Below are 13,368 nucleotides of genomic sequence, written 5' to 3'. Positions count from 1 at the left end.
GTCCCGGCGGGCGGAGGAGATGATGACGGGGTGACCGACGCACCGATCGACCCCGGGTTCCGCTCCGCCTGGCCGGGCATCGAGCCGCTGCGCGCGTGGGCGCGGCAGCACCCGGTGCCCGCCGACCTGCTGCTCGCCTTCGCCCTCGTCCTCCTCGCGCTGGTGGTCGGCGCCGAGGGCGCCCAGCCGCGCGGACCGTGGCTCGTCGCCGTGGTGGTGCTGCTCCTCGGCGCGCTGGCCCTCCGGCGGCGGTTCCCGCTCGCCGTCCTGGGTGTCACGACCGCGACCGGGGTCGCCCAGGACCTGGCCGGGCCGCAGTTCCCGCCGACGCTGGTCGCGGTGCTGGTCGCCGGGTACACCGTCGCCGCGCACCGCGACCGGCACCGCGTCCCGGCGGCGGTGGCCACCGTCGCCGCGCTCACCGCGGGCGGGATCAGCGGGAGCACCGGGTGGCCGATGGTCGTCGCCGGGCTGGTGTTCACCACCGCGATCGTGACCGCGGCGTTCGCACTCGGCGTGAACGTCCGGACCCGGCGGACGTACCTGGTGGCGCTGCACGACCGGGCGGTGCGGGCCGAGCGGGAACGCGACCAGGAAAGCCAGCTCGCGGCCGCGCGCGAGCGGGCCCGCATCGCCCGCGAGATGCACGACATCATCGCGCACAACCTCTCGGTCATGATCGCGCTCGCCGACGGCGCCGCGTTCGCCGCCCGCACCGACGGCGCCCAGGCGGAGGCGGCCGCGAAGCACGTCTCGGCGACGGGAAGGCAGGCGCTGGACGAAATGCACCGCCTGCTCACCGTGCTGCGCACCGGCGAAGACAGCCCGCGGACGCCGCAGCCCGGCATCGCGGCCCTCGACGAACTGGTCAACCAGGTCCGCGCGACCGGGCTGCCCGCGACGTGGACGGTCACCGGACGCCGGTTCCCGCTGCCGCCGACGGTCGAGCTGGCCGTCTACCGCGTGGCCCAGGAAGCGCTCACCAACGTCCTCAAACACGCCGTCACCCCGACGGCGGCGAAGATCCACCTCACCTACGACGAGCCGGTCGTGACCCTCGAAGTGCTCGACGACGGGCAGCCGGCGACGGTCCCGGCCGGAGACGGCGGGCACGGGCTGAGCGGGATGCGCGAACGTGCGGGCGTCTCCGGCGGCGACGTCGAAGCCGGGCCGCGGCCCGGCGGCGGCTGGCGGGTGCTGGGCCGGTTCGGGGGCGGCTCGTGATCACCATCCTGCTCGTCGACGACGAACCGTTGCTGCGCCTGGGTTTCCGGCTCGTCCTGGAGTCCCAGCCGGACCTGACGGTGGTCGGCGAGGCCGCCGACGGTGCCGCGGCGGTCACCCGCACGGCGGAACTCGACCCCGACGTCGTGCTGATGGACGTCCGGATGCCCGGGGTGGACGGGATCACCGCGACCCGCGAGATCGTGCGGGACTCACCGCGCTCTCGGGTGCTCATCCTGACCACGTTCGACGTCGACGAGTACGCCTTCCCCGGGCTGAAGGCCGGGGCCAGCGGGTTCCTGCTGAAGAACGTGCCGCCCGACGACCTGCTCACGGCGATCCGCGCGGTGGCCCGCGGCGACGCCGTGGTCGCCCCGACGGTCACCCGGCGGCTGCTGGACACCGTCGCCGACCGCCTGCCCGATCCCACGCCGGACGGCGGGCCGCCCACCGCCCGCGGCCTCGACCGGCTCACCGACCGCGAGCTCGAAGTGCTCGAGAAGGTGGCCGCCGGGCTGTCCAACGCCGAGATCGCCGGGGTGCTGGTGCTGTCGGAGGCCACGGTGAAGACCCACGTCGGGCGGATACTCACCAAGCTCGGCCTGCGCGACCGGGTCCAGGCCGTGGTCCTCGCGTACGAGACCGGCCTGGTCCGGCCGCGCTGACCTACCTGTTCTGCACGTGCTGCCAGCCGAAACGGCCCTTGATGCACAGGTTCCCGTGCGTCACCGAGCTTTCGTGTGGTGACGTCACCTTCACGATCTCGTTGTCCTGGACGTGCAGGGTCACGGTGCAGCCGACCCCGCAGAACGTGCACACCGTCGTCGTCTCGGTCTGGCGGGACTCGTCCCAGGTGCCGTCCTCGCGCTTGTCGTACTCACGCTTGAAGCTGAGCGCCCCGGTCGGGCAGACCTCGACGCAGTTGCCGCAGTACACGCACGCGCTGTCCGGCAGCGGGTTCGAGAACTCCGTGGAGATGCGCGCGTCGAAGCCGCGGCCGGCGACGCTGATGGCGAACGAGTTCTGCCACTGCTCGCCGCACGCGTCGACGCACTTGTAACAGAGGATGCATTTCTCGTAGTCGCGGACGTACAGCTCGTTGTCCACCAGAGCCGGTTGGGCGACCGTGGCCGCGTCCGGGCCGAACCGGCCGGAGTCGGCGCCCGTCTCGGCCATCCACTCGGCCACGCCGGGGGTCGTCGAGAGGTCCGTGGCGGAGCCGAGGAGCTCCAACACCACCTTGCGGCTCGTGCGCGTCCGCTCCGAGTCCGTGTGGACGACCATGCCCGGCTCGGCCTTGCGTGAGCACGACGGCACGAGCGTCCGCGAGCCTTCGACCTCCACCATGCACACGCGGCACGCGTTCGCCGGTTCCAGGGTGTCGCCGTAACACAGCGTCGGGATGTCCTTGCCCGCCGCCGTGCACGCGTCGAGGATCGTCGAGCCGTCCGGCACGCGCACGGTCTCGCCGTCCACAGTGAATTCGACCAGCCGGCGCGGGATGCCGATGTCCACAATGGTCATTGGAGGGCTCCCAACCGGTCGATGGCGGACTCGATGGCGTTCCAGGCGGTCTGGCCGAGTCCGCAGATCGACGAGTCCCGCATCACCTGGCCCACCTCCCGCAGCAGCGGCCGCTCGTCCGACCCGGCCGCCAGGACCCGCCGGACCGCCTCCTCCTGCCGCACGGTGCCGATCCGGCACGGGACGCACTGCCCGCACGACTCGTCGCGGAAGAACGACGCGATCCGCAGCAGGAACCCGCCGAGGTCGGCCAGGTCGTCGAGCACGAGGACGACCCCCGAACCGAGGGTGGTCTTCGCCGCCCGGGCGTCCTCCATCGTGAGCGGCAGGTCCAGCTCGTCGGGCCGGACGAACCCGCCGGCCGCGCCACCGAGCAGGATCGCGCGGAGCGAGCGGCCGTCGGGCACTCCCCCGGCCAGCTCGAGCAGGGAACGCAGCGTCGTCCCGAACGGAACCTCGTAGACACCGGGGCGTTCGACGTTTCCGGACAGGCAGAACAGCTTCGGCCCGGCCGAGGCTTCGGTGCCGGCCGCCCGGTACGCGGCGGCGCCTTCGGTGAGGATCAGCGGCACGTTGACCAGCGTCTCGACGTTGTTCACCACGGTCGGCTTGCCGAACAGTCCTTTTTCGACCGGGAACGGCGGCTTGGTGCGGGGTTCCCCGCGGAAGCCCTCGATCGAGTTGAAGATCGCGGTCTCCTCGCCGCAGATGTAGGCCCCCGCGCCACGGCGGATCTCGATGTCGAACGAGAACCCCTCGTGGCCCATGATGCCGTCGCCGAGGAAGCCGCGCTCGCGGGCGACGTCGATCGCGTTGCGCAGCAGGCGCAGCGCCCGGGGGTATTCGCCGCGCAGGTAGACGAAGCCGCGCCGGGCCCCGATGGCGAACGCGGCGATCGTCATCGCTTCGACCAGCGCGAACGGGTCGCCTTCGAGGAGCACCCGGTCCTTGAACGTGCCGGGCTCGCTCTCGTCGGCGTTGCACACGAGGTAGTGCGGCCCGGCGGGCTGTGCGGCCGTGGCGGCCCACTTGCGCCCGGTCGGGAACGCCGCGCCACCCCGGCCGAGCAGGCCGGAGTCGGTCACCTCGCGGATGACCGCGGCCTGACCCATGCGCAGGGCGTTGCGCAGCGCCGCGTAACCGCCGGCGGCCCGGTAACCGTCCAAGCTGGACGGATCCACCACGCCGACGCGGCGCAGCAGCCTCAGTCCCTCCTTCTGGTGGAGCACCGGGGCGGCGCCGTCCGAAACGGACGGTTCCCGCTGGGTGGCCAGCACGGCCGACGCACCGGTCGCCGGGGCGAGCAGCTCCGTGGTGGCCGGGTCGCCGGCTTGGAACGTCAGCGCCGCGGGGGCTCGTTCGCAGACGCCGAGGCACGGGCTGGGCAGCCACGTGACCCCGGCGCGCGCCTTCCCCGCGGCGCCGACGTGCTCGGTGAGGACGTCGCACACCGTGTCCGCGCCCTCGAGCCGGCAGGCCAGGTCGGTGCACACGTGCACCACCCGCTCCGGCCGCTCCTCCAGCGCGAACAGCGAGTAGAAGCTCGCCACGCCGTACGCGTCGGCGGGCGGCACGTGCAGTGCCTCGCAGATGAGGTTGAGCGCGCCCTGGCTGATCCAGCCGACGCGGTCGTTGACCGCGTGCAGGGCGGGCAGCAGCTGGTCCCGCCCGCCGCCGGCGAACCCGGAGACGGCGTCGCGTTCCTCGCGGGTGGCGACGGCGTCGAGCAGTTTGAGATCCATCGTCAGACTCCCGCGGGCAGCTTCTCGACGCGGATCGCCGCCGCCTTGTACTCGGCGGTCCCGGCGATCGGGCAGGTCGCCTCGATGGTGATGACGTTGACGTCGATCTCGTCCGGGAAGTGGAAGGTCATGAACGCCAGCCCCGGCTTCAGCCCGGTGTCGAGCCGCACCGGCGCGACGATCTCACCGCGCCGCGAGGAGATCCGGACCAGCTCGTCGGGTTCGACGCCGAGTGAGCGCGCGTCCTCCGGGCACAGGTCGAGGGTCTCGCCCTGGCGCATCGGCGACGGGAACCCGGCGGACTGGACGCCGGTGTTGTAGGAGTCCAGCCGCCGTCCGGTGGTGAGCCGGATCGGGAACTCCTCGGTGAGCAGGTCGACCGGCGGGCTGTGCTCGATGACCGTGAACGGCGCCGGGCGGCCGCGCTCGGCCGGGTCGTCGGCCCACAGCCGGCCGTGCAGGAACGTCGGTTCGAGGGTGTCCTCGGTGTAGCACGGCCACTGGATGCCGCCGAGCTCTTCCAGGCGTGCGTAGGACATCCCGGCGTGCATCGGCGACAGCGAGCGCAGCTCGTCCCAGACCTCCTGGCCACCGGTGTAGTGCCAGTCGTGGCCGAGCCGGCGGGCCAGTTCCGAGAGCAGCTCGATGTCGTCGCGCGCGCCCTCCGGCGGTTCGAGGGCCTTGCGGACGCGCTGCACCCGGCGTTCGGAGTTGGTGAACGTGCCGTCGCTTTCGCACCAGGCGGCCGAGGCGGGCAGCACGACGTCGGCCAGCTGCGCGGTCTTGGTGAGGAAGATGTCCTGCACCACCAGGTGGTCCACGTTGGACAGCCGTTTGACCGTGTGCTCGCAGTCCGCTTCGGACTGCACCGGGTTCTCCCCGATGATGTACACGCACGTCAGGTCGCCGCGCTCCATCGCGTCGAGCATCTGGGTGAGGTTGAGCCCCCTGTGCGGCGGGATCGACGAGCCCCACGCGGTGTCGAACTTCGCCCGGACGCCGGCGTCGAGGACGTCCTGGAAGCCCGGCATCCGGTCCGGGATGGCGCCCATGTCGCCGCCGCCCTGGACGTTGTTCTGCCCGCGCAACGGGTTCAGCCCGGCGCCGTAGCGGCCGACCTGCCCGGCGAGCAACGCGAGGTTGATCAGCGAAAGCACGTTGTCGGTGCCGTTGTGGTGCTCGGTGATGCCGAGGGTCCACGAGAGCTGCCCGCGGTCGGCGCGGGCGTAGGTGTGGGCCAGTTCGCGGATCAGCTCGGCCGGGACGCCGGTGGTCTTCTCCGCGACCTCGAGCGTCCACGGCTCGACCGACGCGGCGAACTCGGCGAACCCCTCGGTGGCACGCTCGATGAACGTCGTGTTCGCCAGTCCGGAGTGGATGATCTCGCGGGCGATGGCATGCGCCAGCGGGATGTCCGTGCCGACCTCGAGCTGCAGCTGCCGGTGCGCCCAGCGCGCGGTGCTGGTCTGCCGCGGGTCGACGACGAAGAGCTTCGCTCCCTTGTGGACGGCCTTGAGCACGTGCTGGAAGAAGATCGGGTGCGCCTCGCGGGGGTTGCCGCCCCAGATGACGATGACGTCGGCGTCCTCGATCTCCTGGTAGGACGACGTCCCGCCGCCGCTGTCGAACACCCGCGCCAGCCCGGCGACGCTCGGGGCGTGGCAGGTGCGGTTGCACGAGTCGACGTTGTTCGTGCCGATCACCGCGCGGGTGAACTTCTGGGCGACGAAGTTCATCTCGTTGGTCGCGCGGGCACACGAGAACATCCCGAACACCTCCGGCCCCTTGGCTTCGAGGGTCCGGCGGATCCCGGCGGCGGCCCGGTCGAGGGCTTCGTCCCAGGTGGCGGGCCGCAGCACGCCGGAGTCGCGCACCAGCGGCTGGGTGAGCCGGACGTACGGCTCGGTCTTCCTGCGCTTCACGGGGACCTCCGGTTCAGTGCGCCCCGACGGGGACGGGCGGGTTGCTGGTGTGGTCGAGCAGCGAGATGGCGGCGTGGACGTGCCGCAGGGCCGGCGCGGGCACCCCGGTGAGGCCGGCCAGCTCCACGACCGCGCCGATGATCGCGTCGATCTCCAGGGGCTTGCCCGCTTCGAGGTCCTGCAGCATCGACGTCTTGTGGTGACCGACGCGCCAGGCGCCGTCGATCCGCTTTTCGACCGAGACACCCGGGTCGCTGCCGGCCGCGCGGGCGATGGCCTGGGTCTCGGTCATCATCGTGGCGACGAGCGCACGGGTGTCGTCGTGCTCGCACATCTGCGCCATGGTCGCCCGGGTCAGCGCCGAGAGCGGGTTGAAGGCGACGTTGCCCATCAGCTTGATCCAGATGTCGTCGCGCAACCGAGGTTCGACCGGCGCCTTGAGCCCGCCGGCGATCATCGCGGCGCTGAGCACCTTGCAGCGCGCCGAGATCTCGCCGTCCGGCTCGCCGAGGGAGAACCGGGTGCCCTCCAGGTGCCGGATCACGCCCGGCTCTTCGATCACGGTGGAGCAGTAGACAACACAGCCGATCGCGCGCCGGAGCTCGAGCACGGCGGTCACCGAGCCGCCCGGGTCGACGGTCTCGACCCGGCGCCCTTCGAGCGGATGTCCCTTCAGGCCGTGGAAGTACCACCACGGGATGCCGTTCTGCGCGGCCACGACCGCGGTGTCCGGGCCGAGCAGCGGGGCGAGCAGGGGCCCGCACGAGGCGTAGGAGTTGGCTTTCAGGCCGAGGAAGACGAAGTCGGCTTCGCCGACTTCACCCGGGTCGTCCGTGACGTGCGGGTGCGCGGTGAAGTCGCCGCGCGGGCTGAGCACGCGGACGCCGTGCTCGCGCATCGCGGCCAGGTGGGCCTTCCGGGCGATCAGGTGCACCTCGGTCCCGCCGCGGTGCAGCGCGGCCCCGACGTAGGCGCCGATCGCCCCGGCCCCGAGAACAGCCACCTTCATGATGTGCCTCCCACTTCGGTCCAGCACGTGATTGCATACAGTATCCTGAATTCAGGATCACGACCAGAGTTTTCCTCGTTCGAGCGGGCCGGGCCGCTCAGGCGGCGCAGCCGAGGCCGACAAACCGGACACAATGGGTCACGAGCGTGATCGACATCGGGCGAAACACCCGGCCAAGGGTGAGATTCCGGGATTTTGCATACTAAAACCTGTATCCTGATGGCAGATCATCGCGTTCCTCTCCCCTTCGAGGTGTCCCGTGAGCCAGCCCGCTTCCCCGCTCCAAGACCGCGGCCCCAGCGGCCGCCGCACGGCCAAGGGCTCGCTCAGCTCGACCGCCGCCAAGCGCGTCGAGCGGCCCGCGCCGCTGCGGCAGGTCGTCTACGAAGCCCTCGCCGAACTGATCATCAACCGCACCCTCGAGCCCGGGCAGCACCTGGTCGAGGCCGACCTCGCCGAATACCTCGGTGTCAGCCGGCAGCCCGTCCGCGAGGCCCTGCAGCGGCTGCAGAGCGAAGGCTGGGTCGACCTCCGGCCCGCCCAGGGCGCCTTTGTGCACCTGCCCACCGACGAGGAGGCCGACCAGCTGCTGAGCGTCCGCAGTGTGCTGGAGACGCACTCCGCGAAGCTCGCCGCCGGCCGCGCCACACCGGCCGACGTCCGGCGCCTGTGGGAGCTGCAGCAGGCGGGGGTCAACGCCCTGCGCGACGACGACACCGAAGGTCTGGTGGCGGCCAACGCCGCCCTCCACGCGTTCATCACGGGCCTGTCGGGCAACGCCGTGCTCGCGGAGCTGATCGGCCTGGTCGACCGCCGGGTCCGCTGGTACTACACGCCGATCGCCCGCCCCCGCGGGCGGGACGCGTGGAACGAGCACGACGAGCTGATCCACGCGATCTCCGACGGCGACGCCGACAGCGCGGAGCAGATCATGGCCAAGCACACCGAACGCACCCGTCAGGCCTACCACGAACGTCCGGAGGCTCCCCGGTCCTGATGGCTGCAGGACCGGGGAGCGGGTTACCGGGTCAGCGTCTTCTGGGGCCACGCCCCAGACCCAGGCCAGGGGGGCAAGCCCCCCTGGACCCCCCAAGAGGGGTTAGCCGCCGGTCGCGGCGGAAGGCCGCGCCACCAGCTCGGTTTCGGCGAGCTGGTGGCGTGGCCGGCCGGGCTGGCGCAGGAAGAGCGTCAGCACCGCCGAAAGCAGGGCGATGCACCCGGCGAGGATGTACGCGCCCGTGTAGCCCCACGCGCTGATGACCCCGGCGGCGAGCCCGCCACCGCCGACACCACCGACCAGTTTCGCGCTGTAGACCAGGCCGTAGTTCGACGCGTTGTTGTTCTCGCCGAAGTAGTCCGGCACCAGCGCCGCGAACAGCGGGTAGAACGCCCCGCCGCCGAACCCGGTCAGGAACGCGAACACCATGAACAGGAACAGGTTGTGCGTGTTCCCGGCGTACATCACGCCGAACTGCGCACCCCCGGCGATCACCAGGACGACGGTGAGCGTCTGCCGGCGGCCGATCCGGTCCGACACCCAGCCGACCACGGCGCGGCCGGTGCCGTTGACGATCGAGAGCACGCCGGCCGACGACGCCGCGACGAACGCCCCGAACCCGCTCTCCTTCGCGAACGGCACCTGGAAGTTGATGCCGAACAGCGAAACCCCGCCGATGATCACCAGGCACACCCACATCAGCGGGAGCATGCCGGTCCGGATCGCCTCCATCGGCGAGAACTGCTTCACCGCCGGCGGGTTCTTGGCCAGCCCGCCGGTCGCGGACCGCCGGTTGGCCGCCCAGTTCTTCGGGTCGACCTCGGCCGGCCACCAGCTCTTCGGCGGGTCCTTGAACAGGAACCCGCAGACCCCGACGACGAGCAGCATGTACACCGCGATGACGTCGAGGATCACCGAATAGTTCGTCGGGGTCAGGAAAGCCGCGAAGACGTAGATGAACGGGACGGCGCCGTAGGCGAACCCGCCGTTGACGAACCCCGTCCTGGCCCCGCGCTTCTCGGGGTACCACTTCCCGACCATGTTGATGCAGGTGGCGTAGACCAGCCCGGCGCCGGTGCCGCCGAGCACGGAGTACCCGGCGAACGCCACCACCAGGTTGCCGCTGTGCGAGATGGCGAAGTAGCCGATGGCGCTGCACACCGCGCCGGCCAGCATCGCCGTCTTCGCCGACATGATGTTCTTCTCGCGCAGCCGTCCGGCCGGGAACGCCACCCCGGCCTGGAAGACCGCCCAGATGCTCGCCAGCCAGAACGCGTCGGACAACGACCAGCCGTACTTCTCTTCCAAGGTGCCTTCGACGGCGCCCCAGCCGTATTCGAAGACACTGACCGCCATCATGGCGATCCAGGGCAGCCACACCATCCAGCTTCGCGAGCGCCCCATGATGTCCTGGGGACTCTCACCTACTCGGTAAACCCGTCCGTTCTCGTCAACGATCTCCTGATAGGTCGCTGCGGTCATAAGAGTTCTCTTTCGTCACCGTTGACTCGTGTCCCTCTGTTGCCGTCGTGCGGTGGATCTTCGTCCTTTCCCAGTCGGTCGGCCAGCCCCTGTGGAGGGTGTTCAGAGCAGTCCCGCGGCCCGTGCCCAGCGGTACTTCGCGCCGAGCACGGCAACGGGCTTTTCGGTCGTGTACGGATAGGCCACGACGCCGTGGTCGTAGAGGTAGCCGCTCGCTTCCTCGACTTCGACGTCACCGGAGAGCGACGCGACGACGGGCTTGTGGATGCCCTTCGCCCGGTACTCCGCGACGACGTCGGAGACGAGCTCCGCGAACACCATCGGCGGGGTGACGATGGTGTGCCAGTAGCCCAGGATCAGGGCGTGCACGCGGTCGTCCTCGAGACCCAGCGCGATCGTGTTGCGGTAGGTCGAAGGCGGCTCGCCGCCGGTGATGTCGACCGGGTTGCCGGCCGCGCCGAACGGCGGGATGAACTTCCGGAACGCCGCGTCGAGGTCCGGCGGGATCACCATCAGGTCGAGCCCGTTGTCGACGCACGCGTCCGAGAGCAGCACCCCCGAGCCGCCGGCGCCGGTGATGATGACGACGTTCTCGCCTTTCGGCGTGGGCAGCAGCGGGATGCCGCGGGCGTACTCGAGCATGTCGTTCAGCCCGGGGGCCCGGATCACGCCACTCTGGCGGAGGATGTCGTCGTAGACCTTGTCGTCGCCGGCCAGCGCGCCGGTGTGCGAGCTCGCCGCCTTCGCGCCCTGCGACGTCCGGCCCGCCTTGAGCACCACGACCGGCTTGCGCTTCGAGACCCGCTTGGCCGTCTCCGCGAACGAGCGGCCGTCCTTGAGGTCCTCGAGGTGCATCGCGACGAGCTGGGTGTTGTCGTCCTGCTCGAAGAAGGTGAGCAGGTCGTCCTCGTCGATGTCGGCCTTGTTGCCTACGCCGACGATCGAGGACACGCCCATCTTCGCCGAGCGGCTGAAGCCGAGGATCGCCATCCCGATCCCGCCGCTCTGCGACGACAGCGCGACACCGCCTTTGACGTCGTACGGGGTGCAAAACGTCGCCGACAGGTTCTCGGGTGTGTAGTAGTAGCCGTAGATGTTGGGCCCGAGGATGCGGACCCCGTGCTTGCGCGCGATCGCGACGACCTCGTCCTGCAGCTCGATGTTCCCGGTCTCGCCGAAGCCGGACGGGATGAGGATCGCGCCGGCCGCGCCCTTCTCGCCGACCTCCTCCAGTGCGGCGGGGACGAACTTCGCCGGGATGGCGAACACCGCGACGTCGACGTCACCGGGGACGTCGGTGATGCTGGCGTAGGCCTTGCGGTCGAGGATCTCGGTGGCCTTGGGGTTGATCGGGTGGATCTCCCCCGCGTAACCGCCGTCGACCAGGTTCTTCATCACCGAGTTGCCGATCTTGCCGGCCTCGGCCGACGCGCCGACCACCGCGATCGACGCCGGTTTCATGATCCGGTTCATCGAGACGAGGATCTCCTCCTGGGTGAACCGGACCGGCTCCTTCGCCGCCTCCGGGTCGACCAGGATCCGGACGTCGACCGCGGTCGCCCCGCGCGGGGTCGCGAGCACCGGGTTGAGGTCGACTTCGGACAGCTGCGGGAAGTCGGCCACCAGCTGCCCGAGCCCGGTGATCACCGCGGCGAGCGCGGCACGGTCTACAGGATCCGCGCCGCGGACGCCCCGCAGTATTTCCGCTGCTTGGATACCGTCGATCATCGACAGCGCTTCCTCGGTGCTCGTCGGCGCGAGCCGGAACGTGACATCCTTGAGCACCTCCACCAGGACCCCGCCGAGGCCGAACGCGACGATCTTGCCGAACGTCGGGTCGGTGACCGAGCCGATGATGACCTCCTGGCCCTCGGTGAGCATCTGCTGCACCTGGACACCGACGATCCGCGCGTCGGCGTTGTAGGCCTTCGCGTTGTCGAGGATCTTCTCGAAGCCCGCCTTCACCGCTTCGGCGTCCTTCAAGCCGACCAGCACCCCGCCGGCCTCGGTCTTGTGCAGGATGTCCGGTGAGACGATCTTGAGCACCACCGGCAGGCCGATCTCCTCGGCCTGGGCGACGGCTTCGGCCGCGGTCGTGGCCCGCCGTTCGGCCGGAGTCGGGATACCGTATGCCTCGCAGACCGCACGCCCCTCGGGCGCGGTCAGTGAGGACCGCCCCTCGGCGGCCACCTGGTCGAGGATCTTCTCGACCGCCGCGCGATCCGCCACTCAGATCACCCCCGCCGCGCGGAACTTCTCGAGCTCGGTCTCGCTGTAGCCGAGCTCGGCCAGCACTTCGTCGTTGTGCTCGCCGAGCAGCGGCGAGCGTTCGATGTCGACCGGCGAGTCCGACAGCTTGAGCGGGCAGCCGACGGTCTTGAAGCTGCCGCGCTCGGGGTGCACGACCTCGACGACCGAGCCGAGCTCTTCGAGGGTCTCGTCCTCGATCAGCTCCTTGGTGGACAGGATCGGGCCGCAGGGGATGTTGTGGGCGTTCAGCTTCTCCATCACCTCCCACTTGGTGTGCTTCTCGGTCCACTCCTCGACGAGGGCGAACATCTTGTCCAGTTTGGACAGCCGGACCTCCGGTGTGGCCCAGGCGGGGTCCTCGGCCAGCTCGTCCTTGCCGATCAGCCGGGCGAGCGGGGCCCAGCCGGGTGGCTGGACGATCACGTAGATGTAGTCGTTCGGCCCGCCGGGCGCGCACTTGACCGCCCAGCCGGGCTGGCCGCCACCGGAGGCGTTGCCCGAGCGCGGGACCTCGTCGCCGAACTGGTCGTTCGGGTACTCGCCGAGCGGGCCGTGCGTCAGGCGCTGCTGGTCGCGCAGCTTCACGCGGCAGAGGTTGAGCACGGCGTCCTGCATGGCGACCTGGACCCGCTGCCCGCGGCCGGTGGAGGTCCGCTGGAACAGCGCGGCGAGGATGGCGGCCACCAGGTGGATGCCGGTGCCGGAGTCGCCGATCTGCGCGCCGGTCGCGGTCGGCGGGCCGTCCTCGAAGCCGGTGGTGCTCATCGCGCCGCCCATCGCCTGCGCGATCACCTCGTAGGCCTTGAAGTCGGCGTAGCGCCCGGGGCCGAACCCCTTGATGGAGGCGTAGACCAGCCGCGGGTTGAGCGCGGCCAGCTTCTCCCACGGGTAGCCCCAACGGTCGACGACCCCGGGTCCGAAGTTCTCCACGAGAACGTCCACACCGGACACGAGCCGTTCGAAGACCTCCTTGCCCTCGTCGCTCTTCATGTTGAGCGTGATGCTGCGCTTGTTGGCGTTGAGCATCGTGAAGTAAAGACTGTCCACTCCGGGCAGGTCACGCAGCTGCCCGCGGGTGATGTCGCCCCGCCCGGGGGTTTCGAGCTTGATCACGTCCGCGCCGAGCCAGGCGAGCAGCTGCGTCGAGGACGGTCCGGACTGCACGTGTGTCATGTCGAGGACGCGGACGCCCTCCAATGCCTTGCCCATGCGTTGGCC

Annotated in this window: 10 protein-coding genes; 3 read left to right on the top strand and 7 right to left on the bottom strand. The window is 70.6% G+C overall.

The window, feature by feature from the left end; genetic code table 11:
- Positions 1–30 precede the first annotated feature (30 nt).
- A complete protein-coding gene (locus ACZ61C_RS09385) occupies positions 31–1,224 on the top strand; it encodes a sensor histidine kinase (RefSeq protein WP_465304702.1) in 1,194 nt (397 codons plus the stop codon).
- The gene (locus tag ACZ61C_RS09380; protein WP_465304700.1) at positions 1,221–1,889 is read left to right on the top strand and encodes a response regulator; all 669 of its coding nucleotides are present in this window, start codon (positions 1,221–1,223) and stop codon (positions 1,887–1,889) included. Before ACZ61C_RS09385 ends, ACZ61C_RS09380 begins: the two co-directional genes overlap by 4 nt.
- A 1-nt stretch (position 1,890) precedes the next feature.
- Here ACZ61C_RS09380 and ACZ61C_RS09375 read toward each other — a convergent pair whose 3' ends face one another.
- From ACZ61C_RS09375 to ACZ61C_RS09360, 4 genes are read right to left on the bottom strand one after another with little or no spacing between them, the layout of a single operon-like run.
- The gene (locus ACZ61C_RS09375; RefSeq protein WP_465304698.1) at positions 1,891–2,748 is read right to left on the bottom strand and encodes a 2Fe-2S iron-sulfur cluster-binding protein; all 858 of its coding nucleotides are present in this window, start codon (positions 2,746–2,748) and stop codon (positions 1,891–1,893) included.
- The gene (locus tag ACZ61C_RS09370; protein ID WP_465304696.1) at positions 2,745–4,490 is read right to left on the bottom strand and encodes an NAD(P)H-dependent oxidoreductase subunit E; all 1,746 of its coding nucleotides are present in this window, start codon (positions 4,488–4,490) and stop codon (positions 2,745–2,747) included. The genes ACZ61C_RS09375 and ACZ61C_RS09370 overlap by 4 nt, the downstream gene beginning before the upstream one ends.
- A gap of 2 nt (positions 4,491–4,492) precedes the next feature.
- The gene (locus tag ACZ61C_RS09365) at positions 4,493–6,412 is read right to left on the bottom strand and encodes a molybdopterin oxidoreductase family protein (RefSeq protein WP_465304694.1); all 1,920 of its coding nucleotides are present in this window, start codon (positions 6,410–6,412) and stop codon (positions 4,493–4,495) included.
- A 13-nt stretch (positions 6,413–6,425) separates the two neighbouring features.
- Positions 6,426–7,421: a 2-dehydropantoate 2-reductase gene (locus ACZ61C_RS09360; RefSeq protein WP_465304692.1), complete on the bottom strand. Its 996-nt coding sequence runs from the start codon at positions 7,419–7,421 to the stop codon at positions 6,426–6,428.
- Positions 7,422–7,680: 259 nt separating this feature from the next.
- Between ACZ61C_RS09360 and ACZ61C_RS09355 the strand changes: the two genes are divergently transcribed.
- Positions 7,681–8,418, top strand: coding sequence for a GntR family transcriptional regulator (locus tag ACZ61C_RS09355; RefSeq protein WP_465304690.1), 738 nt, complete (start codon positions 7,681–7,683; stop codon positions 8,416–8,418).
- Positions 8,419–8,520: 102 nt separating this feature from the next.
- On the opposite strand, the gene ACZ61C_RS09350 is transcribed toward ACZ61C_RS09355, so the two are convergent.
- The 3 genes from ACZ61C_RS09350 to frc all read right to left on the bottom strand — a co-directional run bounded on the left by ACZ61C_RS09350 (position 8,521) and on the right by frc (position 13,359).
- Entirely contained in the window at positions 8,521–9,900 is a 1,380-nt protein-coding gene (locus ACZ61C_RS09350; RefSeq protein ID WP_465304688.1) for an OFA family MFS transporter, read from the bottom strand.
- Positions 9,901–10,002: 102 nt separating this feature from the next.
- A complete protein-coding gene (locus tag ACZ61C_RS09345) occupies positions 10,003–12,129 on the bottom strand; it encodes an acetate--CoA ligase family protein (RefSeq protein ID WP_465304686.1) in 2,127 nt (708 codons plus the stop codon).
- Positions 12,130–13,359: a formyl-CoA transferase gene (frc, locus tag ACZ61C_RS09340; protein ID WP_465304684.1), complete on the bottom strand. Its 1,230-nt coding sequence runs from the start codon at positions 13,357–13,359 to the stop codon at positions 12,130–12,132.
- Positions 13,360–13,368 lie beyond the last annotated feature (9 nt).

The organism is Amycolatopsis sp. NPDC104587 (assembly GCF_055583645.1).
The sequence above is the reverse complement of the archived record's forward strand: the minus strand, read 5'-3'. Positions and strand labels throughout refer to the sequence as shown.

Excerpts from the sequence above, each read along its gene's own strand:
- ACZ61C_RS09375 (WP_465304698.1), bottom strand. The coding sequence starts at position 2,748 with ATGACCATTGTGGACATCGGCATCCCGCGCCGGCTGGTCGAATTCACT.
- ACZ61C_RS09370 (WP_465304696.1), bottom strand. The coding sequence starts at position 4,490 with ATGGATCTCAAACTGCTCGACGCCGTCGCCACCCGCGAGGAACGCGAC.
- ACZ61C_RS09360 (WP_465304692.1), bottom strand. The coding sequence starts at position 7,421 with ATGAAGGTGGCTGTTCTCGGGGCCGGGGCGATCGGCGCCTACGTCGGG.
- ACZ61C_RS09350 (WP_465304688.1), bottom strand. The coding sequence starts at position 9,900 with ATGACCGCAGCGACCTATCAGGAGATCGTTGACGAGAACGGACGGGTT.
- frc (WP_465304684.1), bottom strand. The coding sequence starts at position 13,359 with ATGGGCAAGGCATTGGAGGGCGTCCGCGTCCTCGACATGACACACGTG.